At 74.2% G+C, this 25,972-nt stretch carries 26 protein-coding genes; 11 read left to right on the top strand and 15 right to left on the bottom strand.

Annotated features, from left to right (window positions below; all coding sequences use genetic code 11):
- Positions 1-6 precede the first annotated feature (6 nt).
- Positions 7-606 carry an ACT domain-containing protein gene (locus CLV35_RS00520; protein WP_183061540.1) on the top strand — a complete coding sequence of 200 codons (600 nt, stop codon included), beginning with the start codon at positions 7-9 and terminating at the stop codon, positions 604-606.
- Here the strand turns inward: CLV35_RS00520 and CLV35_RS00515 are convergent.
- The 3 genes from CLV35_RS00515 to CLV35_RS00505 all read right to left on the bottom strand — a co-directional run bounded on the left by CLV35_RS00515 (position 590) and on the right by CLV35_RS00505 (position 4,035).
- On the bottom strand, positions 590-1,216 hold the full coding sequence (locus tag CLV35_RS00515) for a DUF1349 domain-containing protein (RefSeq protein WP_121191456.1): 627 nt from the start codon (positions 1,214-1,216) through the stop codon (positions 590-592). The two genes, CLV35_RS00520 and CLV35_RS00515, sit on opposite strands and share 17 nt — an antisense overlap.
- A 37-nt stretch (positions 1,217-1,253) precedes the next feature.
- A complete protein-coding gene (locus CLV35_RS00510) occupies positions 1,254-3,353 on the bottom strand; it encodes a phosphocholine-specific phospholipase C (protein ID WP_121191455.1) in 2,100 nt (699 codons plus the stop codon).
- 121 nt (positions 3,354-3,474) lie between these two features.
- The gene (locus tag CLV35_RS00505; RefSeq protein WP_121191454.1) at positions 3,475-4,035 is read right to left on the bottom strand and encodes a TetR/AcrR family transcriptional regulator; all 561 of its coding nucleotides are present in this window, start codon (positions 4,033-4,035) and stop codon (positions 3,475-3,477) included.
- Positions 4,036-4,132: 97 nt separating this feature from the next.
- Between CLV35_RS00505 and CLV35_RS00500 the strand changes: the two genes are divergently transcribed.
- Entirely contained in the window at positions 4,133-5,038 is a 906-nt protein-coding gene (locus CLV35_RS00500) for an SDR family oxidoreductase (protein WP_121191453.1), read from the top strand.
- A 7-nt stretch (positions 5,039-5,045) separates the two neighbouring features.
- Here the strand turns inward: CLV35_RS00500 and CLV35_RS19775 are convergent, their stop codons facing one another.
- The 5 genes from CLV35_RS19775 to CLV35_RS00465 form a co-directional block, all read right to left on the bottom strand.
- Positions 5,046-5,213, bottom strand: coding sequence for a hypothetical protein (locus tag CLV35_RS19775; protein WP_183061538.1), 168 nt, complete (start codon positions 5,211-5,213; stop codon positions 5,046-5,048).
- Between the two features lie 1,313 nt (positions 5,214-6,526).
- Entirely contained in the window at positions 6,527-6,844 is a 318-nt protein-coding gene (locus CLV35_RS00480; RefSeq protein WP_121191509.1) for a PadR family transcriptional regulator, read from the bottom strand.
- Between the two features lie 65 nt (positions 6,845-6,909).
- Positions 6,910-7,155, bottom strand: a complete 246-nt coding sequence (locus tag CLV35_RS00475) for a DUF2630 family protein (RefSeq protein ID WP_121191449.1) — start codon at positions 7,153-7,155, stop codon at positions 6,910-6,912.
- A 2-nt stretch (positions 7,156-7,157) separates the two neighbouring features.
- Positions 7,158-8,051, bottom strand: coding sequence for an oxygenase MpaB family protein (locus CLV35_RS00470; protein WP_121191448.1), 894 nt, complete (start codon positions 8,049-8,051; stop codon positions 7,158-7,160).
- A 27-nt stretch (positions 8,052-8,078) separates the two neighbouring features.
- A complete protein-coding gene (locus CLV35_RS00465) occupies positions 8,079-9,044 on the bottom strand; it encodes a helix-turn-helix transcriptional regulator (protein ID WP_121191447.1) in 966 nt (321 codons plus the stop codon).
- 103 nt (positions 9,045-9,147) lie between these two features.
- On the opposite strand from CLV35_RS00465, the gene CLV35_RS00460 reads away from it, so the two are divergent.
- Positions 9,148-9,684 (top strand): DinB family protein, encoded by a 537-nt coding sequence (locus CLV35_RS00460; RefSeq protein WP_121191446.1) that lies wholly within the window; start codon positions 9,148-9,150, stop codon positions 9,682-9,684.
- A gap of 37 nt (positions 9,685-9,721) precedes the next feature.
- Positions 9,722-10,165: a GNAT family N-acetyltransferase gene (locus tag CLV35_RS00455; RefSeq protein ID WP_121191445.1), complete on the top strand. Its 444-nt coding sequence runs from the start codon at positions 9,722-9,724 to the stop codon at positions 10,163-10,165.
- Here CLV35_RS00455 and CLV35_RS00450 read toward each other — a convergent pair.
- Entirely contained in the window at positions 10,162-11,715 is a 1,554-nt protein-coding gene (locus tag CLV35_RS00450; protein WP_121191444.1) for a molybdopterin-dependent oxidoreductase, read from the bottom strand. The genes CLV35_RS00455 and CLV35_RS00450 overlap by 4 nt on opposite strands.
- 131 nt (positions 11,716-11,846) lie before the next feature.
- On the opposite strand from CLV35_RS00450, the gene dnaE reads away from it, so the two are divergent.
- Positions 11,847-15,371 carry a DNA polymerase III subunit alpha gene (gene dnaE / locus CLV35_RS00445; RefSeq protein ID WP_231121241.1) on the top strand — a complete coding sequence of 1,175 codons (3,525 nt, stop codon included), beginning with the start codon at positions 11,847-11,849 and terminating at the stop codon, positions 15,369-15,371.
- Between the two features lie 47 nt (positions 15,372-15,418).
- On the opposite strand, the gene CLV35_RS00440 is transcribed toward dnaE, so the two are convergent.
- The 4 genes from CLV35_RS00440 to CLV35_RS00425 form a co-directional block, all read right to left on the bottom strand.
- Entirely contained in the window at positions 15,419-15,904 is a 486-nt protein-coding gene (locus tag CLV35_RS00440) for a universal stress protein (RefSeq protein ID WP_183061536.1), read from the bottom strand.
- An 11-nt stretch (positions 15,905-15,915) separates the two neighbouring features.
- Entirely contained in the window at positions 15,916-17,460 is a 1,545-nt protein-coding gene (locus CLV35_RS00435; protein ID WP_121191507.1) for an MDR family MFS transporter, read from the bottom strand.
- Positions 17,461-17,601: 141 nt separating this feature from the next.
- A complete protein-coding gene (locus CLV35_RS00430; RefSeq protein WP_183061534.1) occupies positions 17,602-18,009 on the bottom strand; it encodes a MarR family winged helix-turn-helix transcriptional regulator in 408 nt (135 codons plus the stop codon).
- Positions 18,010-18,065: 56 nt separating this feature from the next.
- Positions 18,066-19,859, bottom strand: coding sequence for a Kelch repeat-containing protein (locus tag CLV35_RS00425; RefSeq protein WP_121191442.1), 1,794 nt, complete (start codon positions 19,857-19,859; stop codon positions 18,066-18,068).
- A 179-nt stretch (positions 19,860-20,038) separates the two neighbouring features.
- Between CLV35_RS00425 and CLV35_RS00415 the strand changes: the two genes are divergently transcribed.
- Complete coding sequence (locus CLV35_RS00415) at positions 20,039-20,638, top strand: DUF2567 domain-containing protein (protein WP_121191440.1); 600 nt, start codon at positions 20,039-20,041, stop codon at positions 20,636-20,638.
- On the opposite strand, the gene ybaK is transcribed toward CLV35_RS00415, so the two are convergent.
- Positions 20,635-21,129: a Cys-tRNA(Pro) deacylase gene (gene ybaK / locus CLV35_RS00410; RefSeq protein WP_121191505.1), complete on the bottom strand. Its 495-nt coding sequence runs from the start codon at positions 21,127-21,129 to the stop codon at positions 20,635-20,637. The two genes, CLV35_RS00415 and ybaK, sit on opposite strands and share 4 nt — an antisense overlap.
- A 38-nt stretch (positions 21,130-21,167) precedes the next feature.
- Entirely contained in the window at positions 21,168-21,899 is a 732-nt protein-coding gene (locus CLV35_RS00405; RefSeq protein WP_183061531.1) for an LON peptidase substrate-binding domain-containing protein, read from the bottom strand.
- A gap of 79 nt (positions 21,900-21,978) precedes the next feature.
- Between CLV35_RS00405 and hisD the strand changes: the two genes are divergently transcribed.
- Genes hisD through CLV35_RS00380 form a run of 5 tightly spaced genes read left to right on the top strand, consistent with a single transcriptional unit; the run spans position 21,979 to position 25,971 of the window.
- Positions 21,979-23,286, top strand: a complete 1,308-nt coding sequence (hisD, locus tag CLV35_RS00400) for a histidinol dehydrogenase (protein WP_121191504.1) — start codon at positions 21,979-21,981, stop codon at positions 23,284-23,286.
- Positions 23,283-24,386: a histidinol-phosphate transaminase gene (locus tag CLV35_RS00395; protein WP_121191438.1), complete on the top strand. Its 1,104-nt coding sequence runs from the start codon at positions 23,283-23,285 to the stop codon at positions 24,384-24,386. Before hisD ends, CLV35_RS00395 begins: the two co-directional genes overlap by 4 nt.
- A complete protein-coding gene (gene hisB, locus CLV35_RS00390; RefSeq protein WP_121191437.1) occupies positions 24,383-25,009 on the top strand; it encodes an imidazoleglycerol-phosphate dehydratase HisB in 627 nt (208 codons plus the stop codon). The genes CLV35_RS00395 and hisB overlap by 4 nt, the downstream gene beginning before the upstream one ends.
- Positions 25,010-25,639, top strand: coding sequence for an imidazole glycerol phosphate synthase subunit HisH (gene hisH / locus CLV35_RS00385; RefSeq protein WP_121191436.1), 630 nt, complete (start codon positions 25,010-25,012; stop codon positions 25,637-25,639). It abuts the gene before it with no gap.
- Positions 25,636-25,971: a hypothetical protein gene (locus tag CLV35_RS00380; RefSeq protein WP_121191435.1), complete on the top strand. Its 336-nt coding sequence runs from the start codon at positions 25,636-25,638 to the stop codon at positions 25,969-25,971. Before hisH ends, CLV35_RS00380 begins: the two co-directional genes overlap by 4 nt.
- Position 25,972 lies beyond the last annotated feature (1 nt).

Below are 25,972 nucleotides of genomic sequence, written 5' to 3'. Positions count from 1 at the left end.
GGTGCGGTGAAGACAGCAGCACCGTCGCTCGACCTCCAGCCCTCGCTCTGGCGCCTGCGGGTGGAGGTCGACGACTCGCGCGGCCGGCTGGCGGCGCTCGCCATGACGCTCTCCCGGGCGCGGGCGAACATCCTCACGGTGGCGGTCCACCCGCTGCCCGCGGGCGGCGCCGTCGACGAGCTGCTGCTCGCTCTGCCCGTCGGCGCCGACCCTGCCCTGCTGCTGCGCGCCGCCGAGCTCGCGGGTGGGCGCGGTGCGTCGGTGTGGCCGGGCGACCTGCACGACTACGTCGACGAGCCGACGCGCGTGCTCCGGCTGGCCGGCCGGCTGGCCCGCGACCCCGGCTCGCTCCCGGCCGTGCTCGCCGAGCTGCTCCGCGCGCACGTGGCGACCCCGCTGGACGAGCCGGCGAGCGACGACGCCGACGGCGTCCTCGTCGACACCATGCTGGTCCGCTCCGCAGGGGCGGGGCCCCTGCTGCTGCAGCGGCCGGGTGAGCCGTTCACCCCCGCCGAGCGGTCGAGGGCGGTCGCGCTCGCCGCGCTCGCGGACGTCGAGGAGCCGGGTACGCAGGGGTGCGGTCCAGCGGTCAGCTCCCGTCCCTGAGGTCGGCGAGCCGCTCCTGCCGGAACGAGACCTGCTCGAAGCGCACGGCGCAGCCCTCGCCGGTGGGCGACTGCACCTCGAAGCCGACCCGGTGGCCCGGCGAGCCGTCGCCGAGGCGGAAGACGCGGACGAGCTGCCAGGTGGAGCCGTCGGTCGCGGCGTGGAACGCGTAGACGCGGCCGGTGCGGGAGATGCGCAGCCCGACCGTGCGCCCGGGCACGACGAAGGCGTTCGCGTCGTCGGAGACGCCCTGGGTGACGACGCTGACGACCATCGGGTCACCGGCGGGCGAGAACTCGAAGCAGAGCTTCGCCCACTCGGTCTCGTGGCCCCACACCATGAGGACGCCCGCGTCGTACTGCGAGCGGAAATCGACGGTGACGCGCGCGCTGAGCTGGAAGTCACCCTCCGGCGGCGTGCCGAGCAGAGTGGCCGCGTTGCCCATCGACGCGGCGTCGCCGGCGTCGTCGCCGCCCGGGTTGACGTAGAAGTCCGAGTGCGGCAGCGCCTGCCCGGTCAGCGACTGTGTGCCCGCATCGCGGCTCCACACCTCCGGGTGCGACGCGGTGGTCGCGAAGGGCAGCTCGGGAAGCTGGAAGGCATCGGTCACGTGCGTCACCGTAGCCCTGAGCTGCCCTCCCGCCGCCTCAGGCCCGGACGGGTGCCGCGGAGTCGAGCAGCCCGCCCATGAGCGGGTCGGTGATGCTGTCACGCCCGTTCTCCAGGTGCCCGGCGTAGACGCGCACGAAGCCGTCGTCCTGAGCAGCGATGACGGTCAACTCGTACCATCCCCCGCTGTCGTGCAGCGACCAGGAACGCGAGCGGGTCACCCGCGGCTGCACCGACAGGGTCGTCGTCTCGCCGCTGTAGCGCTCGTGCACCGTCACGTCGACCTTGGCGTCCCCGTTGTTGGTCAGCGCGAGCTGGATCCTCTGGTGGTGGTACGTCGTGGTCACGCCGACGTCGACGCACCCGGCGCTCGTGCCTCCGCGCAGGCCGCGGAAGAACCCGTTGGGACCGTGGATCTCGTAGTCGTAGACCGGCCCCGCCACGGCGATGGTGTCAGCCAGCTCATGACCTGCACCGACGGTGTAGGTGCGGGGGGCCGCGCCGGGGTCGGCGCTCCGCAGCTGGAGGACGGCCGCCGCCTCCCCGGTGTTGGCGAACGCCAGGTGCAGCCTGCTGGCCAGGACCGAGCCGTCGGCGTGCAGCTCGTAGGGCAGAGCACGGGCCGGTCGAACGCCTCGCTCCTGAGCCGGCACGTCCGCAGCGGCGGGCGCCACGAGCACCTCGTCCGGCTGCCGCGTGAGGTCCCGAGGCTTGAACGAGGCGGTGCCCGGCAACTCCGGCACAGACGACCGGTTGGGCGAGCGGAAGTCGAAGGCGCTGGTCAGATCGCCGGTGACCGCCCGCCGCCACGGCGTGATGTTGCTCTCGCGCAGCGTACCGCCGCGGCCGAACCGCCTCTCGAGGAACTGGATCAGCGACGTGTGGTCGAAGAGTTCCGAGTTCACCCAGCCGCCACGCGTCCACGGCGACACGACGATCATCGGGACGCGCATGCCGAGGCCGTAGGGACCAGCCGGGTGGTCGGTGCTACCACCGAAGACCTCGTTCGTGGTCGCCACGGTGGACAGCCCATCAGCAGCCGACGTCGGCGGAGTGGGTGGCACCATGTGGTCGAAGAAGCCGCCCTCTTCGTCGTAGGTGATGAAGAGCGCCATCTTGCTCCACACCTCGGGGTTCGAGGCCAGGATGTCGATGACCTGCGAGACGTACCACGCGCCGAAGTCGGGCGCCCAGTTCGGGTGCTCCGAGTAGGCCTCCGGCGGCACGAGCCAGGAGACCTGCGGGAGGCGCCCGGCGCGTACGTCAGCTCGGAACTGGTCGAGCAGGCGCTCGGGGTCGCGTCCCTGCGCCTTGACCTCGGTCCCCGTCTTCGCCCGGTCGGCCAACGGCGAGCCGGGTGCGGCGTCCTGGTACTGGTGGAAGTAGAGCAGCGAGTTGTCGCCGTAGTTGCCGATGAAGGGGTCGCTGGTCCAGCCCCAGAACCCGGCGGAGTCGAGCCCGTCGCCGACGTCCTGGTAGACCTTCCACGAGACGCCCGCCTGCTGCAGCCTCTCGGGATAGGTCGACCAGTCGTAGCCCGCCTCGGCGTTGGTGATGACGGGTCCGCCGCCGCTGCCGTCGTTGCCGACCCAGCCGGTCCACATGTGGTAGCGGTTCGGGTCGGTCGGGCCGAGGAGCGAGCAGCGGTAGTTGTCGCACACCGTGAACGCGTCAGCGAGCGCGTACTGCCAGGGCAGGTCCTCGCGCGTGTGGTACGTCATGGACGACACGCCCTTGTTGGGGACGAACGCGTCGTGCCGCCCGCCGTTCCAGGCGGCGTGGGTGTCGTTCCAGCCGTGCGGCGGGTCGGGCAGGAAGGTCGTGCCCAGGTCCTGCACGGGCGGACGGAACGGCAGCAGCTCGCCAGCACCGTCCGGCTGGTGCCACGCCGACCTTCCCGAAGGCAGACGAACGACCCGCGGGTCGGCGAACCCCCGCACTCCACGCAGCGTGCCGAAGTAGTGGTCGAAGGACCGGTTCTCCTGCATGAGGAAGACGACGTGCTCGACGTCCTCGATGCTGCGGGTGCGGTCGTGGGCCTTGATGGACAAGGCCTTCGACAGGTCGACGGGCAGTGCGGCCGAGAGGGCCGGCACTCCCAGCATCTTGAGGAAGGTACGGCGGTCCGTCGTGGACATGGCAGCCCTTTCGGCCTAGGCGCAGTCGATGCCGCGACGCTAGCCAGCCGGCGGATCGTCGGGGCGAACGCGAGGTGAACGTCGTGGGGACTCGGAGCAGCCCTTCCGGCGTGCCCGGGAGTCAGCCGGCGGCGACGACCTTGAGGTCGGCCAGCGTCGCGGCGATGCAGTCGGCGAGCGGGCGTGAGGTGTCGGTGACCCACTGGGCGAAGCCGAGTCGGAAGGCCAGCACGCCGGCCTCGGCCGCGAGCGTGGCGGCGGGCTCGGGCACGCCGCGCTCCCGCAGCGCCCCGGCAGAGGCCTCCACCAGCGCAGTCATCTTGAGCAGCTCGCGCTCGAGGAGGCCCGGGTTGCCGGCGATGACCGCTGAGCGCTGGCCCGCGAACTCGCGTCGCCGCTCGAGGAAGGGCGCTGTTGCTCGGAAGGCGCCGGCCACGACGTCCACGGCGGACAGGTCCGGGGCCGCCGACGCGATGGCAGCGAGGACCTCGTCCTGCAGGGCCGCGGATCCGTCGAACAGCACTTCGCGCTTGTCGGCGAAGTGGCGGAAGAAGGTGCGCTCGGTCACGCCGGCACGGTCGGCCAGCTGGGCCACGGTCGTGCTCTCGAAGCCGCCGTCGGCGAACAGCTCGAGCGCTGCCCCCACGAGGCGGCCCTTGGCGTCGGGCTCCCATCTGACCACGCCGCCATCCTAGTGATGACAGAGGCTGACATCCGGTGCTAGCGTCTCATGACAGCGACTGACATCACCGTCGGGCGCACGTCTTCAGGAGGTCTGCATGCGCGTCTTCGTCACCGGTGCGTCGGGATGGATCGGCTCTGCCGTCTCGGCCGAGCTGCAGGCCGCCGGCCACTCCGTGCTGGGCCTCGCCCGATCGGAGCAGGCGGCGCAGACGCTCCAGGACCGGGGTCTCGAGGCCCACCGCGGCAGCCTGGACGACGTCGAGAGCCTGCGTGCAGGCGCCGCCGCGGCCGACGCGGTCGTCCACCTGGGCTTCAAGCACGACTTCTCCGACATGGCCGGCGCGGCGCGTACCGAGCGGGCCGCGGTCGAGGCCTTCGGAGACGTGCTGGAGGGCACGGGGCGCCCGCTCCTGCTCGCGGCAGGCGTCGCCCTCCTGTGCCCGGGCGGCGTCGTGACCGAGGAGGACGCGTCGCCCTTCTCCGGCCCGCAGGCGCCGCGCGGCGGCGCCGAGGCGCTCGCCCTGTCGTACGCCGAGCGCGGCATCCGCCCGGTGGCCGTGCGCTTCGCCCCGACGGTGCACGGTGCCGGCGACCACGGCTTCGTCGCGCGGCTGGTCGCGGTCGCCCGGGAGCAGGGAACCTCGGCCTATGTCGGCGACGGCTCGAACCGCTGGCCGGCCGTGCACCGCGATGACGCGGCCCGGCTCGTACGCCTGGCGCTCGAGGACCCGTCGGCCCCCTCCGTCGTCCACGCCGTCGCCGAGGAGGGCGTGACCGCACGCACCATCGCCGAGGCCATCGGCCGTGGGCTCGGTCTGCCGGTCGAGAGCGTCGCCCCCGAGGCGGCCGCCGACCACTTCGGGTGGATCGGCGCCTTCTTCGCCGGCGACATGGCGGCCTCGAGCGTCCTCACCCAGCAGCGGCTCGGGTGGACGCCCTCCGGGCCGACCCTGCTCGAGGACCTCCATGCGGGCAGCTACTTCGCGACCGCAGCCGTCTGAGGTCAGGTCAGGAGATCCGGCGACTCCCGGCCAACCGGAGGCTGCGTGTCGCCATCGCTGCGGCGGCGCACACGAGGAGGGCCGCGAGGTGCAGCAGATGGACGTCCGGTCCGGTGCCCACGGTGACAAAGGCGTACAGCGGCACCACGACCATCAGCGTCAGCACACCCAGCACAGCCCACCCCGTGGTCGCCTGGCGCTGCTGGGGTGTGCGCCGCCGGCGCGCGGACGTGGGCACTGGGAGCAGGGCTGCGAGGAGCAGCACGAGGGCGGTGGGGCTGCCGAGCGCAAGCCAGGAGAGCCACGACACCGGCCCTCTGTCCAGGCGTCCGGTCCGGTCGGTCCACGACGGCCGAAGGCAGCAGCTCACCGGCCAGCTGGATCGAGCCTGCGGCGGCCGGTGCGGCAGCGAGCGTTGAGGAGTGGCCGGTGTCCGTGTCGAGGGCAGCGAGCACCGGCCGGCCCCCTTGCCACGTCCGCGTCACCAGGCTGGAGGGACTGCGCCAGGCGACGGCTTCACCGCCGTGCAGCGGTGTCACCGCTCCGGACCGCACGTCCAGCACGGCGGCGACGCCGGTGCGATCGGACTGCGGGCGGGTGAGAACGAGCCGTCGCCCGCCCGGCGACCAGCCCGACCTGGCGAGCGCCAGCCCGGGCGGGACGGGCAAGCGGTGCACCAGCGCGCCACCGCGGTAGAGGTCGACCTCCGCGCCGACCTGCACGGCCAAGTCGGACGAGCGCGAGAGCGCGGCTGTCTCGCCCGCGATGAGCGGACCGAGGGAGTCGTGGGCCATGTCGACCACACGGAGACCTCCTCCCGCGAAGACCACGAGGCGCGTCTCGTCGCCGCTCCAGTCGAGCACGTCGGCGGAACTCGAGAGCTGTGCCGCGCTGATCGTGCGGGTCTTGCCCGTGACCAGGTCGAGCACGTGCAGGAGCACCGGCCCTACGTAGGGCACGCCGTGGTCCGGCGGCTCGACGTACGCGAGGTAGCGACCGTGCGGTGAGAGCAGGCCTGGCTTCGATCTCCGAAGCGTCCTGCCGTAGGCCGAGACCAGCACCTCGTAGTCCTCCCACTCGTCGCCCGATGCGTAGGCGGCGATCGCCGGGCCGCTGGGGTGTCCGCTCACAGGTGCCGGCACGGGGAGGTGGTGGGGGAGCTCGACCGGCAGGAGCGGAATGGATGATCCTGCCGCTCCGGACCAGAGCTGGCCGCGCAGGACCAGCGCCTGCCCCGCGAGGGCGACGGCGACCATGCCGAGCAGGCACGCCAGGGCGACTCCGGCAAGCGCCCGTGGTCGCGCTGCACTCGTCGGGCGCGGAGGCCCAGTCCGCAGCGTACGAGCGCCGCGGCTTCGGCGAGATCAGGACGTCCCTGGCCGGGCCGTGCCGCGGCGAGCAGGACGCTGAGGTCCTCCTCCTCGCCGCCGTCGCGCAGGCTGGCAGGCGGGAAGCTGAGCAGCAGCAGGCGGTAGGCCCTCTCCAGGCTCATGCCGTGCCGCCGGCCGTGCGCAGCCGGCGCAGTGCCGCGCGAGCCTGCGTCTGAGCTCGGGAGGCTTCGGCGTGGAGGCGCCTCACGCCGCTGGGGGTGAGCCGGTAGTAGCGGCGTAGCCGCGAGTCGACGACCTCCTCGCGGTCCACCACGACGAGACCTTCGCCGGCGAGACGGTCCAGGGCGCCGTAGAGCGTCCCGACGCGAAGCACGACCGCCCCGCCGGACAGGTCCTCCACGTCCTTGAGGACGCCGTAGCCGTGCTGCGGGCCGGCAGCGAGCGCCGTGAGGATGAGGAACGACGGCTCCTGCAGCCTCTGCGATCCCATGTCGCGAACATACTCCGCTGGGCGGAGCATGAACAGGTCTGCGCGGGCGACTACTGGACGTAGCCCTCGACCGTCGAGGTCGACCGGGCCGCCGTCGACGCCGGGTCCTCGCCGAACTCCGTGCGCGCCCGGCGCTGCCGGAGCAGGTCCCAGCACTGGTCGAGCTCCTCCTCGACGACCCGCAGCTGCGCCTGCTCCTCCTCGCTGGTCAGCGAGCCGGCGGCGACGGCGCTGCGCAGCCGGTGCTCCTGCTCGACGAGGGTGTGCACCTGCGCGAGGATCTGCTTGTCGTCCATGGCTACACCTTCGCAGAGGTCTCGTCCGAGCGCAGCGAGATCCGGTGCCGCGCGACGGCGGCGTGCGGGAACTCCCGAAGCCGCAGGGGTAGCCGCGGCCAGACCACTCGCGCGACGCTGCCCAGCAGCCGCACCGCGAGCCGGCGACGGGGCGTCAGGTCGACGGCGTACGCAGTGGCGAGCGACGGGGGGAGCAGCGCCGCCGTGACGGCGCGCACCACCGGCCCGGCACCAGGGACCGGCGGCCAGAGCCGTGGCTGCAGCATGTCGTCGCGCACGGAGCGCGCAGGGTCGGTGACCACCAGACCGGCGACGGTGCCCTCCACGTACCTCGTGAAGTCCTCGAAGCTGCCGGGCAGCAGGTCGTCGCCGACGCCGAAGAGCCGGGCGAACGGCTTGGACTGCTGCCAGTAGTCCTCGAGCTCGTCCGTCGGCAGCGGGTGTCCCAGCACCTCGTGCACCCGCAGGGCTGTCCAGACGAGGGTCGCGTAGACCCAGAGCGCCAGCTCGGGGTCGGTGGCGTCGTACGCGGTGCCGCGCGGCAGCGGCCCCGCCGGCTCGTCGAGGGTGCCGTTGATGCTCGTGTGCCGCCGCGCGACGCGAGCCACGGCGGCGCGCGCCTGCGAGGTGTCGCCGAAGGTGACGGCGAGGGTCAGCTCGAGCGTCGCGAGCAGCCGGTGGCCCGGGCGCTCCCGGTAGTCCGAGTGCGTCACCCCGGCAGCGACGAGCGGGTGGGCGACCTGCATGAGGATCGCCGCCGGCCCACCCGTGAGCAGCAGGCGGTCGGCCCATCGACGCTGGAGCACGCCGCCCGGCTCCACGACCCCTGCGTCACCGGCGCGGCCGAGGTCCTGCGGTGGCGGGAAGCACGCGCGCAACGGGAGGCGGGCCGACATGCCGTCCAGTCTGCGGTGCCGGCAGCGTCAGGTCGCGGCAGCCCCCGCGCGGGCGACGCGGGCACCCCACGCCGCCGCCTCGTCGCGCAGCTCCTCGGGCGCCTCGATGCGGAACTCGGCCTGCAGCGAGCCGAGCGCCATCAACGGCCACTCCGCCGCATCGGCGTGCATCGTGATGCGGCAGTGCTCCCCCTCGTCGGAGGTCACCGTCGCCCACCGCCCGATCTTCGCCACCACCTCGGCAGCGGACGCGTGCACGGTGGCGACCACGGCGTACCCCGCCTGCTCTCCGCGGACGCCCGAGCGCACGAAGTCGACGGCGTCGTCCGCGGGCAGCCTGCGTGGCGCGAAGCGCTCACCCGTCACGCGGGCGCCCGAGATGCGGTCGGCGCGGAAGCTGCGCCAGGCCGAGCGGTCGTCGTCATAGGCCACGACGTACCACCGGCGACCAAGTGGGACCAGGCGGTGCGGCTCGACGTGGCGGTGCGAGCGCTGCCCGTCGGCTGCCGTGTAGTCCATCTCGACCCGCTCGGCGTCGCGGCAGGCCTGGGCGAGCGTCGTCAGGGTCGCTGGGTCGACCGCCGGGCCGACGCCCTGCCACGAGGACGTCTCGGTCGCCGCAGTCAGCGCCTCGACGCGTCGCCGCAGCCGCCGGGGCATCACCCCGACGACCTTCGCGAGAGCCCGCACCGACGACTCGGCCATGCCCTCGACGGCCGACTGGGCAGCGGCCTGGAGACCGAGGGCGAGGGCGACGGCCTCCTCGTCGTCGAGCACCAGCGGCGGGAGCGACGCCCCGGGGGCCAGCTGGTAGCCCCCGTCGACCCCGCGGCGGGCCTCGACGGGGTAGCCGAGCTCGCGCAGGCGCTCGACGTCGCGGCGCAGGGTACGGGGCGACACCTCCAGCCGGGAGGCGAGCTCGGCGCCCGCCCAGTAGCGCGAGCTCTGCAGCAGCGACATCAGCTGCAGCATCCGTGTGCCGGTAGCGCCCATGTCGGCAAGTCTGCCGCGATTGCGGTCAGAAGGTGGCCGTTGGGGTTCCTAGCGTGGTGAGTGCAGGGCGACGGTCGCCCGGCAACCACGAGGAGGCACCGCCATGAGCACCACGACCACCCAGCAGGTCAGCGTCGCCGCAGCAGCGCTCCCGCAGGAGCGGGCCGACCTGCTGGAGCTGCTGCGCACGGCGCGCGGGTTCCTCCGCTACACCGTGCGCGGGCTCGACGAGACCCAGGTGCGGCTGCGCCCCACGGCGAGCGAGCTGTGCCCCGGCGGGGTGGTCAAGCACGTGACGGCGGTGGAGCGCCAGTGGGTCGCGTTCCTCGAGGGCGGGGCCGGCGCGCTGACGACGGCGGGGGAGGACGAGTGGGCCCGCGGCTTCGCGCTGACCGAGGACGACACGATGGAGGCGCTGCTCGCCGACTACGACGCCGTCGCGGCACACACCGACGACCTCGTCGCCACGCTGCCCGACCTGGACGCCTCGCACCCGCTGCCCGAGGCGCCGTGGTTCGCGCCGGGCGCCCGCTGGTCGGCCCGGCGGGCACTGCTCCACATCGCCGCCGAGACCGCGCAGCACGCCGGTCACGCCGACATCCTGCGCGAGACGATCGACGGGCAGAAGACCATGGGGTGAGCGGGACGCCGTCGGCGCGTCGGCGAGGATGGTGCGCATGCAGGCGGCAGGCGTACGCATCGAGCAGGTCCACGGCGACGACGGGTTCGCGCTCGCGTGGGGCATCCGGTTCGAGGTGTTCGTCGAGGAGCAGCAGGTGCCCGTCGAGCTCGAGCGCGACGACCTCGACGCGGTCGCGACCCACTGGGTGGCCTTCCTCGGCGACGAGCCGATGGGCACCGTGCGCCTGGTCGCCGAGGACGGTGGCGTCGCGCACCTGGGCCGGCTGGCCGTGCGCAAGCCGGCGCGCGGCACCGGCCTGGGCCGCCAGCTCGTCGCCGTGGTCGAGGACCAGGGGCGCCGGCTCGGGCTCGAGCGCTGCGTGCTCGGCGCGCAGGTGCAGGCCATGCCGTTCTACGAGCGGCTGGGCTACGCCGCGTTCGGCGACGAGTTCGACGACGCCGGCATCCCGCACCGCTGGATGGCCAAGCCGCTGCGCTAGGTCCGCGCCCCGGACACCCGCACCGTCCGGGAGTCGTAGCCCGTGGCGCCGTCCGGGGCCGGAGCCGCGCGGCGCGCGGTCTGCACCGCACCCGTACCGTCCGTGGCGCGCACCTCCAGCTCGTGCTCGCCCTCGGTCGCGTCCCACTCCCAGCGCCACTGGCGCCAGGTGTCGGCGCTCGGCACGGGGAGCAGCTCGGCCTGCGCCCAGTCGCCGCCGTCGACGCGGACCTCGACCTTCGAGACGCCCCGGTGCTGGGCCCACGCGACGCCGCCGACCTGCACCCGGCCGGCGCTCGCCCGGCTGCGCGGGACGTCGATGCGGGACGCCGTCTTGACCGGCGCCTGCTCCGACCAGCCGCGGCTCGACCAGTAGGCGGTGGCGTCGGAGAAGCGGGTCACCTCCAGCTCGACGACCCACTTGGTCGCCGACACGTATCCGTAGAGCCCCGGCACGACCATGCGCACAGGGAACCCGCGCTCCAGCGGCAGCGGCGCGCCGTCCATGCCGACGGCCAGCAGGGCGTCGCGCCCGTCGAGCAGGGCGGCGAGCGGCGTCCCGATCGTCATGCCGTCCTTCGAGCGGCTCAGCACCATGTCGGCGCCGTCCAGCGGGCCGGCCTCCCGCAGCAGGTCGGCGAGCGGCGCCCCGAGCCAGCGGGCGGTGCCGGCGAGGTCGCCGCCCACCTCGTTCGAGACGCAGGTCAGGGTCACCCACCGCTCGACCATCGGCCGGGCGAGCAGCTGGTCGAACGTGAGGGTCAGCGGGCGCGCGACCTCGCCGGTGATGCGCAGGGTCCAGTCCTCGGCGCGCACGCGCGGCACGACCAGCGCCGTGTCGACGCGGTAGAAGTCCGACAGCGGCGTGACGAAGGGCGTCGCGCCGGGCGCGGCGGCGGCCACCGGGGCGGCAGGAGCGGGGGAGAGCGGTGTCGGCAGGCGCACCGCGGCGCGGGAGGCCGCCACGTCGACCCGCTGCGAGCCGAAGGCGCGGCCGAGACCGCCGACGACCAGGGCGCCGGCGAGGCCGGCGCCGGTGTGCCGGAGGAACGCGCGCCGGTCGTTCCCCGCTGCCTCGTCGGCGCGGGCCGCGTCGCGGGAGGGCAGCTCGCGGGCTCGGCGGGCCAGCGTGACGAGCGTCCAGCCGCCCACCGCGAGCGCGGCAACGGCGGGGAGCAGCACCCACGGCCCGGCGCCCGGGCGGTTGACCGCGGCCAGGCAGGCGGCGGCGCACAGGACGACGACGAGGGGCACCCCGCCGCGCGGACGCCGCACCTCCTGCACCCCCGCGACGGCGGCCAGCAGCAGCACGACCATGGCGACGACGCCGAGCAGCACGCTCTTGTCGGAGCTGCCGAGGTTGCGCACCGCCCAGTCCTTGAGCCAGGGCGGGGTGGCGTCGACGACGGTGGCGCCGACCGCGACGAGCGGCGAGGCGTTGTCGCCGACGAACGCCGCGACGACCTCCGCGGCGGCCAGGCCGGCGCAGCCGGCGACGACGCCGACCCACGCGGCGCGCAGCGGGCGGGCGACGGGCGTACGGTGCGGCACCCCTCCAGTTGTACGTGGCGGCGGGCTCCCGCGCCCCTCGCGGCGGGGTTACGGAGTCCTTACGCGCGGCCGGGCGGCAGCTCTCCGCGTGGTTGGCGGACTGTGTCGGTGGCGGCACCTAGGCTGTCCCCGTGCCGCCGAAGACCGAGGGTTTCGTCCACCTCCACGTCCACACCGAGTACTCCATGCTCGACGGAGCGGCCCGCCTCGACGACCTGTTCGCCGAGGCGGCGCGGATGGAGATGCCGGCCCTGGCGATGACCGACCACGGCAACGTGTTCGGCGCCTACGACTTCTACAAGAAGGCGAAGGCCGCCGGCGTCAAGCCGATCATCGGCACCGAGGCCTACCTCGCGCCGGGCACGACCTCGCGCAAGGACAAGGTCAAGGTCCGGTGGGGCAGCGGCGGCGAGGACGACGTCTCGGGCGGCGGCGCCTTCACCCACATGACGATGCTCGCGGCCACCACCGAGGGCATGCACAACCTGTTCCGGCTCTCGTCGCTGGCCAGCCTCGAGGGGCAGTACTACAAGCCGCGCATGGACCGCGAGCTGCTCAGCCGCTACGGCAAGGGCATCATCGCGACGACCGGCTGCCCGTCGGGCGAGATCCAGACCCGGCTGCGCCTGGGGCAGTACGACCTGGCCCGCCAGGCGGCGGGCGAGCTGCGCGACATCTTCGGCGCCGAGAACTTCTTCTGCGAGCTGATGGACCACGGCATCGGCATCGAGCGCCGGGCCCAGGCCGAGCTGATCCGCCTGGCCAAGGACCTCGGGCTGCCGTTCGTGGCCACCAACGACCTGCACTACACCAAGCGCGAGGACGCCACCGCCCACGAGGTGCTGCTCTGCGTCCAGTCCGGCTCGACGCTGGCCGACCCCAACCGCTTCAAGTTCGACGCCCAGGACTTCTACCTCAAGCCCGCGTCCGAGATGCGCGCGCAGTGGTCGGAGTTCCCCGAGGCCTGCGACAACACGCTGCTGATCGCCGAGCGCTGCGAGGTGGAGTTCACCGAGGGCGCCAACCTGATGCCGCGCTTCCCGGTGCCCGAGGGCGAGTCCGAGCACACCTGGTTCGTCAAGGAGGTCGAGCGCGGGCTCGCCCGCCGCTACCCCGGCGGCATCCCCGACGACGTGCGCCGCCAGGCCGACTACGAGGTCGGCGTCATCCTGCAGATGGGCTTCCCGGGCTACTTCCTCGTGGTCGCCGACTTCATCGGGTGGGCCAAGCGGCAGGGCATCCGCGTCGGCCCGGGCCGCGGCTCGGCGGCGGGCTCTCTCGCCGCCTACGCCATGGGCATCACCGACCTCGACCCGCTGCGCCACGGCCTGCTGTTCGAGCGGTTCCTCAACCCCGAGCGCGTGTCCATGCCCGACGTCGACATCGACTTCGACGAGCGCCGGCGCGGCGAGGTCATCACCTACGTCACCGAGAAGTACGGCGACGACCGCGTCTCGCAGGTCGTCACCTACGGCACGATCAAGGCCAAGCAGGCGGTCAAGGACTCCGCGCGCGTGCTCGGCCACCCGTTCTCGATGGGCGACCGCATCACCAAGGCGATGCCGCCCGCGGTCATGGGCAAGGACATCCCGCTCAAGAGCATCTTCGACAGCTCGCACAAGCGCTACAGCGAGGCGGGGGAGTTCCGCTCGCTCTACTCCACCGACGCCGAGGTGGCCAAGGTCGTCGACACCGCGATGGGGCTCGAGGGCCTCAAGCGCCAGTGGGGCGTCCACGCCTGCGCGGTGATCATGTCCAGCGAGCCGCTCATGGACCACATCCCGATCATGCGCCGGGAGCAGGACGGCGCGATCATCACGCAGTTCGACTACCCGACCTGCGAGACGCTCGGCCTGCTGAAGATGGACTTCCTCGGCCTGCGCAACCTCACGATCATCGACGACTGCCTGGCCAACATCGTCGCCAACGGCAAGGACCCCGTCGACCTCGACGCGCTCGAGCTCGACGACCCGGTGACCTACGAGCTGCTCGGTCGCGGCGACACCCTCGGCGTCTTCCAGTTCGACGGCGGGCCGATGCGCGCGCTGCTGCGATCGATGCGGCCCGACAACTTCGAGGACATCTCCGCCGTCGGCGCCCTCTACCGTCCCGGCCCGATGGGCGCCAACGCCCACAACGACTACGCCGACCGCAAGAACCGGCGCAAGCCGGTCGAGCCGATCCACCCCGACCTGGCCGAGGCGCTCGCGCCGATCCTGGGCGACACCTACGGGCTGATCGTCTACCAGGAGCAGGTCATGGCGATCGCGCAGCAGCTGGCGGGCTACTCGCTCGGCCGCGCAGACCTGCTGCGTCGCGCGATGGGCAAGAAGAAGCGCGAGGTCCTCGACAAGGAGTACGTCGGGTTCTCCAGCGGCATGAAGGAGCGCGGTTTCTCCGACGCGGCCATCAAGACCCTGTGGGACATCCTCGTCCCGTTCTCCGACTACGCGTTCAACAAGGCGCACTCCGCGGCCTACGGCCTCGTGTCCTACTGGACCGCCTACCTCAAGGCGAACTACCCGGCTGAGTACATGGCCGCCCTGCTCACCAGCGTGCGCGACGACAAGGACAAGTCGGCTCTCTACCTCAACGAGTGCCGGCGCATGGGCATCAAGGTGCTGCCGCCCGACGTCAACGAGTCCGACTCCAACTTCACCCCGCGCGGTTCGGACATCCGCTTCGGGCTCACCGCGATCCGCAACGTCGGCTCCAACGTCGTCGACGGCATCACGTCGGCCCGGGTCGAGAAGGGCCTCTACACCTCGCTCGAGGACTTCTTCTCGAAGGTCCCGCTGGTCGTCTGCAACAAGCGGGTCATCGAGTCGCTGGCCAAGGCCGGCGCCTTCGACTCGCTCGGCGTCAGCCGGCGCGGCCTGCTCGACGTGCACGAGGAGTACGTCGACCTGCACGTCGACGTGAAGCGCAACGAGGCGATCGGCCAGGACTCCCTTTTCGGCGGCGGGGGCGACGACGAGCCGGCCGCCATCAGCGGGCCGCCCGTGCCGGTCGGCGAGTGGGACAAGGCGGTGCTGCTCGCCTACGAGCGCGAGATGCTCGGGCTCTACGTCTCCGACCACCCGCTGCTGGGCGTCGAGCACGTGCTGGCCGCCAACGCCGACGTGACCATCGCCAACCTCATGAGCGACGACGACCGGCCGGACGGCGCGGTGGTGACGATCGGCGGGCTCGTCTCGGGCCTGCAGCGCAAGCTCACCAAGCAGGGCAACCCGTGGGCCATCGCGACGATCGAGGACCTCGACGGGGCGATCGAGTGCCTGTTCTTCCCGGCGACCTACCAGCTCGTGGCCACCTCGCTGGCCGAGGACGCGGTGGTGGTCGTCAAGGGCCGGCTCGACAAGCGCGAGGACGTCGCCAAGCTCATCGCGATGGACCTCACCGTGCCCGACCTCAGCGACGCGTCGAGCCGCGGGCCGGTCAAGATCAGCCTGCCGACACCGCGGTGCACCCCACCGGTGGTCGAGCGGCTCAAGGAGGTCCTGGTGGCGCACCCCGGGGTCACCGAGGTGCAGCTGGCGCTCCAGAGCGCCGGGCGCACGACCGTGCTGCGCATCGACGACGGGCTGCGCGTGACGCCGTCGCCCGCGCTGTTCGGCGACCTGAAGGCGCTGCTCGGGCCGGCCTGCCTGGGCTGAGCCCAGAGCGTCGGCCGGGCTGCGCTCAGCTGCTCGGCCGGCTGCGCTCAGTCGGCCGGTGCGCCGAAGGGGTCGGCGACGGGCGAGCCGCCGGGCGCAGGCGTACCCGTCGTGGGCACCACGAGCACCGGACGCGGCTGTTGGTGGATCAGGCGCGCAGAGACCGAGCCGTGCACCAGCCGGCGCAGCGCGCAGCGCGGGCCGCTGCCCTGGGTGCCCACCACGATCACCGCGGCGTCGTGCTCCTCGGCGAGCGAGCGCAGCCTCGCACAGGCGTCGCCCGCCGTGACGGCCAGCGACCAGCGCACCGCGCACGCGTCGAGCAGGGCGCTCAGCCGCACCACCAGGTCGAGCTCGACGTCGGTGGCCAGCCGCGCCAGCGCCTCCGCCCCGGCGGCGGGGCCGCTGGGGACTTGGACGACGTGCGCGACGAGCAGCGGCAGGTAGAGCCGGCGAGAGAGCCCGACCGCCGCGCGCAGCACGACCGGGTCCGAGTCGTCGCCCCGGATGCCCGCGAGGACGCTGCCGGCCACGGCGTGCTCCCTCAGACGCCCGCGGTCTGCGGCTGCTGGGCGCCGGCCTCGGCCAGCTCGGTGCCCGTCTGCGTGCGCAGGGGCACCTCGCGGATCGCCAGGACGCACAGCAGGGCGAGCAGCACCAGCGGGGTCGAGACCAGGAAGACCTCACCCACGGCGTCGCCGTAGGCGTGCTCGACGATCGAGGCGACCGGCTTCGGCAGCGTGCTGACGTCGGGGATCGCGCCGTCCGAGCTGCCCATGGCCGAGGCCGGGACGCCCAGGTGGGCGAGGCCCGAGGCGATGGAGTCGGCGACCCGGGTGCCGAGCACCGCGCCGAGCACCGAGACGCCGATCGCGCCGCCGAGCGAGCGGAAGAACGACACCGTGGCGGTGGCCGCACCGAGCTGGCTGCCCGCGACCGAGTTCTGCACCGAGAGCACCAGGTTCTGCATCACCATGCCGAGCCCGATGCCGACCAGGGCCATGTAGACCGCGACCAGGACGAAGCTGGTCTCCGCCGACAGCGTGGCCAGCAGCGCGAAGCCGACGGTGGCGATCGCCGAGCCGGCGACCAGGTAGCGCTTCCACCGCCCGGTGCCCGAGACCAGGCGGCCGACGACGAGCGAGGAGACGGCCAGTCCGAGGATCATCGGCATCGTGCGCAGGCCGCTCGCGGTCGGGCTCTCGCCGCGGGAGATCTGGAAGTACTGCGACAGGAAGATCGTGGCGCCGTACATCGCGACCCCGACGAACAGGCCGGCCGAGGTGGCGAGCGCGACGGTCCGCTCGCGGAAGATCGCCAGCGGGATGATCGGCTCGGTCGCGCGCAGCTCGACGACGACGGCCAGGGCGAGGAGTGCGAGCCCGCCCGCGACGAGCGCTGCCGTCGTGGCCGACAGCCAGTCGAACTGCTGGCCCGCGAGCGAGACCCACACCAGCAGGACGCTGACGCCACCGGTGATGAGCGCGGCGCCGAGGTAGTCGACCGAGACCTCACGGCGCACCGTCACCAGGTGCAGCGTGCGCTGCAGGGTGACGAGCGCGGCGAGAGCGAACGGCACGCCGACGTAGAAGCACCAGCGCCAGCCGAGCCAGGACGTGTCGACGATCACGCCGCCGATCAGCGGGCCGGCGATCGTCGCGACGGCGAAGGTCGCGCCGAGGTAGCCGCTGTAGCGCCCGCGCTCGCGGGGCGACACCATCGCGGCCATGATGACCTGCGTCATCGCGAGGATGCCGCCGGCGCCGATGCCCTGCACCGCGCGGCAGGTGATGAGCATGCCCACCGACTCGGAGAGCCCGGCGACGATCGAGCCGGCCGCGTAGACGACGATCGCGACCTGCATGAGCAGCTTCTTGCTCACCAGGTCGGCCATCTTGCCCCAGATCGGGGTCGACGCCGTCGTCGTCAGGAGCGTCGCTGTGACGACCCAGGTGTAGGCCGACTGGCCGCCGTGCAGCTCGTGCAGGATGCGCGGCAGCGCGTTGCTCACCACCGTCGAGCTCAGCATCGCGACGAACATGCTGAGCATCAGCCCGGTCATGGCCTCGAGGATCTGGCGGTGGGTCATGCCTGACGAGCCGACGCGCTGCGCCGGCCCGGTCGTCGCGGTCGTGCTCACAGGTGGTCCTTCCAGAGGCGGCGTCTCACCGTACGGTCTACTGGTTGCTCATAGCAACCACCGCGGTGGGCTCTATTCCCCGTCCGACCCTCACTCCAACAGCGCGTTGAACCGCTCGAGCAGCGCGGCGAAGCGCTCGACGTCACGGTGCGGCCAGGCACCCAGCCCGGCGCGTACGTCTGCGGCCCGGTCCGCGCGCAGCTCCTCCCACCGCGCCCGGCACTCGGGCGTCGCCACCAGCACCTGCGCCCGCCCGTCGTCCGGGTCGGCGACGCGCGTGATGAGCCCCAGCCGCTCGAGCCCGGCGACCTGTCGGCTCACCGGGCCCTTGTTGAGGCTGAAGTGCTCGGCGACGTCGGCCGCCCGGACCCGCTCGCGGGTCAGCACGAGCAGCAGCGTGGAGTAGGCGGAGGCCTCCAGGTCGGGGTGCAGCTCGGCCGCCAGCGAGGCGAGGTAGGCGCGCGCCCGTCGCAGCAGCACCGAGAGCTCCTGCTCCACGTGCAGCGTGGCGGCGTCCGGAGCGGGGTGCCGTCCCGGCGACGCGTCGGAGCCGCTCAGCGTGCCGTGGCGAGGTAGGTGCTGGTCGAGCGCCCGCCGGCGTAGACCCAGCGGCTGCCGTCGACAGGACCCGCCACCCCGGAGAGCCGGCCGGCCGGCAGCGGGGGCAGCGAGCTCCAGCGCCGGGTCACCGGGTCGTAGGCCGAGACCTCCGCCGTCGGCACCAGCTCGTGCACGTCGGCGCGCTCGCCGCCCGCCACGACGAGCCGGCCGTCCATGACGAAGGTGGCCGAGACGATGTGCGAGCGCGGCGTCGGCAGCGGCGTGCTGCCGCGCACCTCCCAGCTGTCGGTGGCCGGGTCGTAGACCTGCAGCGTCCCCATGACGTGCGCCGTGTCGTCGAAGCCGGTCTGGCCGCCGACCGCGTAGATGCGTCCGCCGATCACGCCGTAGCCGAAGTGGTTGACCGCCTGCGGCATGGGAGCGCGCGGCTGCCAGCCGGCCGCCGGGTCCGACAGGTCGAGCGCCCAGTGGGCAGCCGTGTCGACGCGCTGCTGGTAGGTGTGGCCGCCGAAGTAGTGCAGCACGCCGCCGACGTAGGCGAGCTGGCCCGCCGCGACCTTCGTCGGCAGGCGCCACGACGGCTCCGACCAGGTGCCCGTCACGGTGTCGTACTGCCAGACGCGGTCGGTGCCGAACACCTGCCCGGTGCCGGCGCTGTCGCTGGTGTAGCCGCCGGCCAGCCAGATCCGCCGGCCGTCGGTGGCCACGCCCGCGTGGGTGACGCCGCCCCGCAGCGTCCCGGTCGGCGTTCCCATGTCGGGCATGGGCGCGAGCGCCCGCCACGTGCCGCTCGACACCGAGTAGCGGTAGGTGCGCGGCGAGGGGACGCAGCAGGTCTTCCGGGAGTCGAAGCTCCCGAAGACGTAGACGGAGTCGCCGAGGGCGACGCCCTGCGCCTCGGTCACGCGCTCGGGCACCGGGGTCGCCGTGCGCCACGACCACGCGTCGGACGGGGTCGGGCCGGAGACGGTGAAGCTCGTGCTCGTGACGACGGTGCCGGCGCCGCCGGTCACCTCCGCGGTCAGCGTGTGGACGCCCTGCCCCAGGGCGGCCGTGTCGACGGGCTCGGCGAAGCGGGTGTCGGTGCTCGTGCCGCCGAGGTCCCACGGTGCGGAACCCTCGACGCGCGCCGGGGTGCGGCCGCGGTGGGGGTCGTCGACGAAGAACCGCACGCGCCGCACCGACTGGCCCGGCGCGGCGGCGAGGAACGCGTAGAGCGGGCCGCGCACGACGTCGTCGGCCACCGCCACCGCGCCCGCCCGGTCGCGGCCCGCGCTGTGCACCAGCGAGACGACCGGCCCGCGGCCGACGCTGAACCGGGCGACGAGGACGCTGAGCTGTCCCGTGCCCAGCCGCACGTCGGCGGTCAGCACGTGCACGCCCGTGCCGAGCGAGGCGGCGTCGAGCGGGCGCGCCGGCTCGCCGGCGCCGGACGTGCTGCCCACGAGGTCGAACGGCGCGGCGGAGTCGGTGCGCAGCGGCGTACGCGTGCGTCCCGTGTCGTCGACGCGGAACGCCACCTGCGCCGGACCGGCGACGCCGGAGACGGTGACGTAGACCAGTCCCCACAGCGACGCACCGGCGAGGGGCAGTGCGCCGCTGCGCGTCGGGCTCGTGCTCACCTCGAGGCGCGGCTCGGCGGTGACGGCGCCGCTGTGCTGCGGCACCACGAGCACGCCCGCCGCAGCCAGGGCGAGGGCGGCGGTCGCGAGCGCGGTGCGGCGGGCGCTCGACCGCGGGAGAGTGCTCGAAGGCGTCCTCGTGGTCGTCGTCGCAGGGGTCGTCATGGTCGGCCTCGTCTTCGTCAGCGTCCGGACCGCGGGGGCGCGGGCGTCCGGCGACACGCTAGCCGCGGGGTCCGACGAGGTGCCAGGGTCCGCGCCCGGCACGGGGTGGCAGGGCCGGACGGGCGAGTCGCTCCCGAGCCGCTCGCCAAGCCGGTCGGCGCGCCGTAGGGTGACGGCTCGTGGCTGACGCAACGGCGACGTACGCGCACCGGCAGCCGCGTCCACGCGTCGCTCTGCTGCTCGACGCCGTGCGCCGCGGCGGCACCGGTGGTCGCGGGTCCTCCGTGCCCACCGCCCTCGGCGCCGCTGCGGGCAGCGCGCTCGTAGGAGTGGCCGCCGCCTTCGCCTGGAACCAGCTCGCGCCCCACCTCGAGGGCACGGTCGCGGGCCCGCGCGCCGTCAACGGCACGTTCGAGTCGACCGGCGCCTACTTCGGCGCCGAGGCGTGGTTCATGGGCATCACGGTGGTGAGCGGCGTGCTCTGCGCCCTCGTCACCTTCGCCGTGGCGGGCACCCGCCGCGCCGGCGGGCTCGACGGGCTGGCCGGTCTCGTGGTGGGCGGGCTGCTCGGCTCCCTCGTCGCGTGGCGGGTCGGCTACCTGCTCGGGCCCCACCGCTTCAGCGCCGACGACGTCGGCCACCACGTGCGCGTCGGCCTCGACGTCCACTCCCACGGCGCGCTGCTGCTCTGGGCGATCGCCGCGACCGTGGTCCAGGTCGCCCTCACCGTCGGCCTCGGCGTCGACGACCACGAGTCCCCGCCTCCGGACGCGCCCTAGGGCCGGCCGACGGGCGCGGTGGTCGCGCCCGTCAGGCGCACCAGGTCGGCGGGGGAGAGCTCGACGTCGAGACCGCGCCGGCCGCCCGAGACGAGCACGGTGTCGTGCTCCAGCGCGCTGGCGTCGACGACGGTGCGCAGCCGCTTGCGCTGGCCCAGCGGGCTGATGCCGCCGACGACGTAGCCCGTCGTGCGCTCCGCGAGGGCGGGATCGGCCATCGCGGCCCGCTTGCCGCCGACCGCCGAGGCGAGTGCCTTGAGGTCGAGCGTGCCGCTGACCGGCACCACGGCCACGACCAGCGCGCCGTCGACGTCGGCGACCAGCGTCTTGAGCACCCGCTCAGGCGCGACGCCCAGCGCGGTGGCGGCCTCCGTGCCGAACGACTCGGCGGCGGGGTCGTGGGTGTAGGGGTGGGCGGTCCAGTCGACGCCGGCTGCGCTGAGCGCCACGGTCGCGGGCGTGCCGGCGGAGGGGGTCGCGCGCTTGGCCACGGGCGGGAGGCTACCGAGCGCCGACACGGCGGCGCCCCTCAGTTCACCGACAGCGGCTCGCCGGCGAGGTCGGCCCGCGACACGGGCAGGCTCGGCAGCCCGCCGGTGAGCAGCGCGTGCTCGCGGCGCAGCAGTCGCCGGGCGAGGCGCAGGCGCGCCGCGGCGTCGGGCGCCTCGAGCAGGGCCTGCCGCTCGTGGACGGCGAGGACGACGGCGCGCGCCACCGCGTACGACACCCCCACGGCGTCGAGCGCGACGCCCGCCTCCGGCAGGTCGAGCCCGCCGGCGATGCTTCCCGGCAGCGCGGCGACGTAGCGGGCGAGCAGCTGGGCGACCGGCACGGCGAGCTCGTCGGCGTCGTCGCCCGGCTCGTCGGCCAGCCAGCGCACGCTGCCCTGCGCCCAGCGGGCGCCGCTGCGCGGGCCGCGTGGCTCGCCCTCGCCCGGCTCGATGGCGTGGAGGACGAAGCGGCGGGTCGCCAGGGCGGAGAGCTCGAAGCGCCCGTCGGGCAGCGCCACGGCCTCCTGCAGGTGGGCCGCGCAGCCGACGACGTGCACCGCGCCGAGGTCGTCGGCGACGTCGTCGCCCACCTCGCCGCCGCCGCGCAGCGCGACCACCCCGAAGTCGCGGCGCGGCTCCGGCGCCGCGAGCAGGTGCTCGACGAAGCGGCGGTAGCGCGGCTCGAAGACGTGCAGCTCGAGCGAGCTGCCCGGCACCAGCGGCGTGCCGAGCGGGAAGAGCGGGAGCCGCTCGTGCGCCTGGTCGTCCACAGGCCGCAGCCTACGGCCCGGTCGCAGTCCTGCTCCTCCGTAGACTGTGCCCGTGACAGCGACCGAGCCCGAGGACCGCCTGCTCGCCCGCGTCGACCTGCGCGGCCGCGCAGGCGACCCGCGCGCGGTCGACGAGGTGCTCCCGCGCGCCGCCCTCGACGTCGGCGCGGCGGTCGAGCTGGTCCGGCCCATGGTCGACGACGTCCGCGCCCGCGGCCTCCCGGCGGTGCTCGAGGCCACTGCCCGGCTCGACGGCGTCGAGCTGACCTCGACCCGCGTGCCGGCCGCCGAGCTGGCGCGCGCGCTCGACGAGCTCGAGCCGGCCGTGCGCGCGGCGCTCGAGGAGTCGGTGCGCCGGGCCCGCCTGGTCCACCAGGCCCAGCTGCGTCCCGACGAGACGGTCGAGCTCGCGCCGGGCGGCACGGTCACCGAGCGGTGGGTCGCGGTCCGGCGCGTGGGCCTCTACGCGCCGGGCGGCCTGGTCGCCTACCCCTCCTCGGTCGTCATGAACGTCGTCCCGGCGCAGGTCGCCGGCGTCCGCGAGCTGGCGGTCGCCAGCCCGCCCCAGCGCGACAACGGCGGCCTGCCGCACCCCAGCGTGCTCGCCGCCTGCGCGCTGCTCGGCGTGGAGGAGGTGCACGCGGTCGGCGGCGCCCAGGCGGTCGCGATGTTCGCCTACGGCACCAGCGAGTGCGCGCCGGTCGACCTGGTGACCGGTCCGGGCAACGTCTACGTCGCCGCGGCCAAGCGGCTGGTCCGCGGGCGCGTCGGCATCGACTCCGAGGCCGGGCCCACCGAGATCGGCGTGCTCGCCGACGACAGCGCCGACCCCGCCTTCGTCGCCGCCGACCTGATCTCGCAGGCCGAGCACGACCCCAACGCGTCCTGCCTGCTGGTCAGCCCGAGCGAGGCGCTGCTCGACGCGGTGGACGAGGAGCTGGTGCGCCAGTTCGCGCTGACCAAGCACGTCGACCGCGTCGGCCCGGCGCTGCGCGGGCAGTCGGCGGCGATCCTGGTCGACGACCTCGACGCCGGGCTCGCCGTCGTCGACGCCTGGGCGGCCGAGCACCTCGAGGTCATCACCCGCGACGCCGCAGCCGTGGCCGCGCGCGTCACCAACGCCGGAGCGGTGTTCGTCGGCGCCTGGTCGCCGGTGAGCCTGGGCGACTACCTCGCCGGCTCGAACCACGTCCTCCCGACAGGGGGCACCGCCCGCTTCAACCCCGGCCTGTCGGTCCAGACCTTCCTGCGCGGCATCCACGTCGTCGACTACTCCCGCGAGGCCCTCGCCGAGGTCGCCGACCACATCGATGCCCTCGGCGGCGCGGAGGACCTCGTGGCCCACGTCGCCGCCGTGCGCGTGCGCGTGCCCAAGGAGCAGCCGTGAGCGGCGGGCTCGACGAGCTGCTGCGCGCCGACCTGCGCGGCCGAAGCCCCTACGGCGCGCCCCAGGCCGACGTGCCCGTGCGCCTGAACACCAACGAGAACCCCCACCCGCCGAGCGCGGCGCTGGTCGACGACCTGGCCCGTTCGGTCGCTGCCGCGGCAGCGTCCATGAACCGCTACCCGGACCGCGACGCGGAGGCGCTGCGCGACGACCTCGCGGCCTACCTCGGGCGGGCCACCGGCGTGGCGCTGACCCGGGCGCAGGTCTGGGCGGCCAACGGCTCCAACGAGGTGCTCCAGCAGCTGCTGCAGGCGTTCGGCGGCCCGGGCCGCACGGCGCTCGGCTTCGGCCCCACCTACTCGATGTACCCCCTGCTCTGCGTAGGCACGGGCACCACGTGGCTCGACGCGCGCGTGCGCGACGAGCGGTTCGGGCTCGACCTCGACCGCGCCGAGGCCGCCGTGCGCGAGGCCGACCCGGCCCTGGTGCTGCTGTGCTCGCCCAACAACCCGACCGGGACCGCCGTCCCGCCCGACGCGGTGGCCCGCCTCTACGACGCGACCCGCGGCCTGCTCGTGGTCGACGAGGCCTACGCCGAGTTCGGGCGCGCCCGCTCGGCGGTCGGCCTGCTCGAGGGCCGGCCCCGGCTGGTCGTCTCGCGCACCATGTCGAAGGCGTTCGCGTTCGCCGGGGGGCGGCTCGGCTACCTCGCCGCGGCGCCGGAGGTGGTCGACGCGCTCCAGCTCGTACGCCTGCCCTACCACCTCTCGGTCGTGGGCCAGGAGGCCGCGCGAGCGGCGCTGCGCCACGCCGACGACACGCTCGCCTCGGTCGACGACGTGCGCCGCCAGCGCGAGCGCATCGTCGCCACCCTGCGCGAGCGCGGGCTCGACGTCGTCGACTCCGACTCCAACTTCGTGCTGTTCGGACGCTTCGCCGACTCGGCCAAGGTCTGGCAGGCCGTGCTCGAGCGCGGCGTGCTGGTGCGCGACGTCGGCCTGCCGGGCTGGCTGCGCGTGACGGCCGGGACCGCGGAGGAGACCACCGCCTTCCTCGACGCGCTCGAGGCGGCACTCGACCTGCTGGGAGACAGCGCGTGACCACAGCACCCCGCCCGAGCGGCGCCCCCCGCGTGGGCCGCGTCGAGCGCACCACCAAGGAGTCCTCGGTGCTCGTCGAGGTCGACCTCGACGGCAGCGGCACCGTCGACGTCTCCACCGGCGTGGGCTTCTACGACCACATGCTCGGCCAGCTGGGCAAGCACGGACTGCTCGACCTCACGGTCAAGACCACCGGCGACACCCACATCGACGCCCACCACACCGTCGAGGACACCGCGATCGCGCTCGGCGAGGCGCTGCGCCTGGCCCTGGGCGACAAGTCGGGCATCCGCCGCTTCGGCGACGCGCTCGTGCCGCTCGACGAGACCCTCGTGCAGGTCGCCGTCGACCTCGCCGGCCGGCCCTACTGCGTCCACACCGGCGAGCCGGAGGGCCAGGCCTACGTCGTCATCGGCGGCGACTACGTCGGCTCGCTGACCCGCCACGCCATCGAGTCGCTCGCCTCCAACGCGGCGATCGCGCTGCACGTCCGGGTCCTCGCCGGGCGCGACCCCCACCACATCGTCGAGGCGCAGTTCAAGGCGCTGGGCCGGGCGCTGCGCGACGCCGTCGCGCTCGACCCGCGCGTCGTCGGCGTGCCCTCGACCAAGGGCGCGCTCTAGGTGCCCCGCGTCGCCGTCCTCGACTACGGCTCGGGCAACCTGCGCTCCGCGGTGCGCGCGCTCGAGCGCACGGGCGCCGAGGTCGTCCTCACCTCCGAGCGCGCCGTCGCCGAGGAGGCCGACGGGCTCGTCGTCCCCGGCGTCGGCGCCTTCGCCGCCTGCATGGAGGGGCTGCGCGCGGTCCGGGGGCCCGAGGTGATCGGCCGCCGGCTGGCCGGCGGCCGCCCGGTGCTCGGCATCTGCGTGGGCATGCAGGTGATGTTCGAGAAGGGCGTCGAGCACGGCGTCGAGGCCGCCGGCTGCGGCGAGTGGCCCGGCGTGGTCGACCGGCTCGACGCCCCGGTGCTGCCGCACATGGGCTGGAACACCGTCACGGTGCCCGAGGGCTCGGTGCTCTTCGACGGCATCGCCGACGAGCGGTTCTACTTCGTGCACTCGTACGGCGTGCGCAGCTTCGACCTGCCGCCCTCCGAGCGGCTGCGCGCGCCGCTGGTGACGTGGGCCGAGCACGGGCACCCGTTCGTCGCGGCCGTCGAGAACGGCGCGCTCTCGGCCACCCAGTTCCACCCCGAGAAGTCCGGCGACGCCGGTGCCGCCCTGCTTCAGAACTGGGTGCGCACGCTGTCGTGAGCGCCAAGGGCCAACGGGCGCAGCGGCGGGCCGAGCTCGAGCGCCGGCGGGCTGCCGCGCGCGCCGGCCACGAGCGGCGAGCGGCGCGCGCGTCGGCCCGGCGCCGCCGGCTGGGCGCGCTGCGGCCCCGGCCGACCCGCGTGGGGCGCCCCGGGGGAGTGCTGGCCCGGCGGCGGCGGCTGCGCGCCGGGGCCGTCGTGCTCGTCGAGCTGGTCGCGCTCGCCGCGGTCGTGGCCCTCACCGACGACGCCGGGCTGCGCGTCGCCGCGGTCGTCGTCGCCCTCGTCGCCCTCCCCGTCCTGCTGACCGCCGTCTCCGACCGAAGGATCTGAC

The organism is Motilibacter peucedani (assembly GCF_003634695.1).
GTDB lineage: Bacteria > Actinomycetota > Actinomycetes > Motilibacterales > Motilibacteraceae > Motilibacter > Motilibacter peucedani.
This window is presented reverse-complemented; position numbering and strand designations above follow the sequence as displayed.

What these genes read in the sequence shown, in the direction of transcription:
- CLV35_RS00510 (WP_121191455.1), bottom strand. Translation starts at nt 3,353, where the DNA reads ATGTCCACGACGGACCGCCGTACCTTCCTCAAGATGCTGGGAGTGCCG.
- CLV35_RS00500 (WP_121191453.1), top strand. Translation starts at nt 4,133, where the DNA reads ATGCGCGTCTTCGTCACCGGTGCGTCGGGATGGATCGGCTCTGCCGTC.
- CLV35_RS00475 (WP_121191449.1), bottom strand. Translation starts at nt 7,155, where the DNA reads ATGGACGACAAGCAGATCCTCGCGCAGGTGCACACCCTCGTCGAGCAG.
- CLV35_RS00470 (WP_121191448.1), bottom strand. Translation starts at nt 8,051, where the DNA reads ATGTCGGCCCGCCTCCCGTTGCGCGCGTGCTTCCCGCCACCGCAGGAC.
- CLV35_RS00465 (WP_121191447.1), bottom strand. Translation starts at nt 9,044, where the DNA reads ATGGGCGCTACCGGCACACGGATGCTGCAGCTGATGTCGCTGCTGCAG.
- CLV35_RS00460 (WP_121191446.1), top strand. Translation starts at nt 9,148, where the DNA reads ATGAGCACCACGACCACCCAGCAGGTCAGCGTCGCCGCAGCAGCGCTC.
- CLV35_RS00455 (WP_121191445.1), top strand. Translation starts at nt 9,722, where the DNA reads ATGCAGGCGGCAGGCGTACGCATCGAGCAGGTCCACGGCGACGACGGG.
- CLV35_RS00435 (WP_121191507.1), bottom strand. Translation starts at nt 17,460, where the DNA reads ATGACCCACCGCCAGATCCTCGAGGCCATGACCGGGCTGATGCTCAGC.
- CLV35_RS00425 (WP_121191442.1), bottom strand. Translation starts at nt 19,859, where the DNA reads ATGACGACCCCTGCGACGACGACCACGAGGACGCCTTCGAGCACTCTC.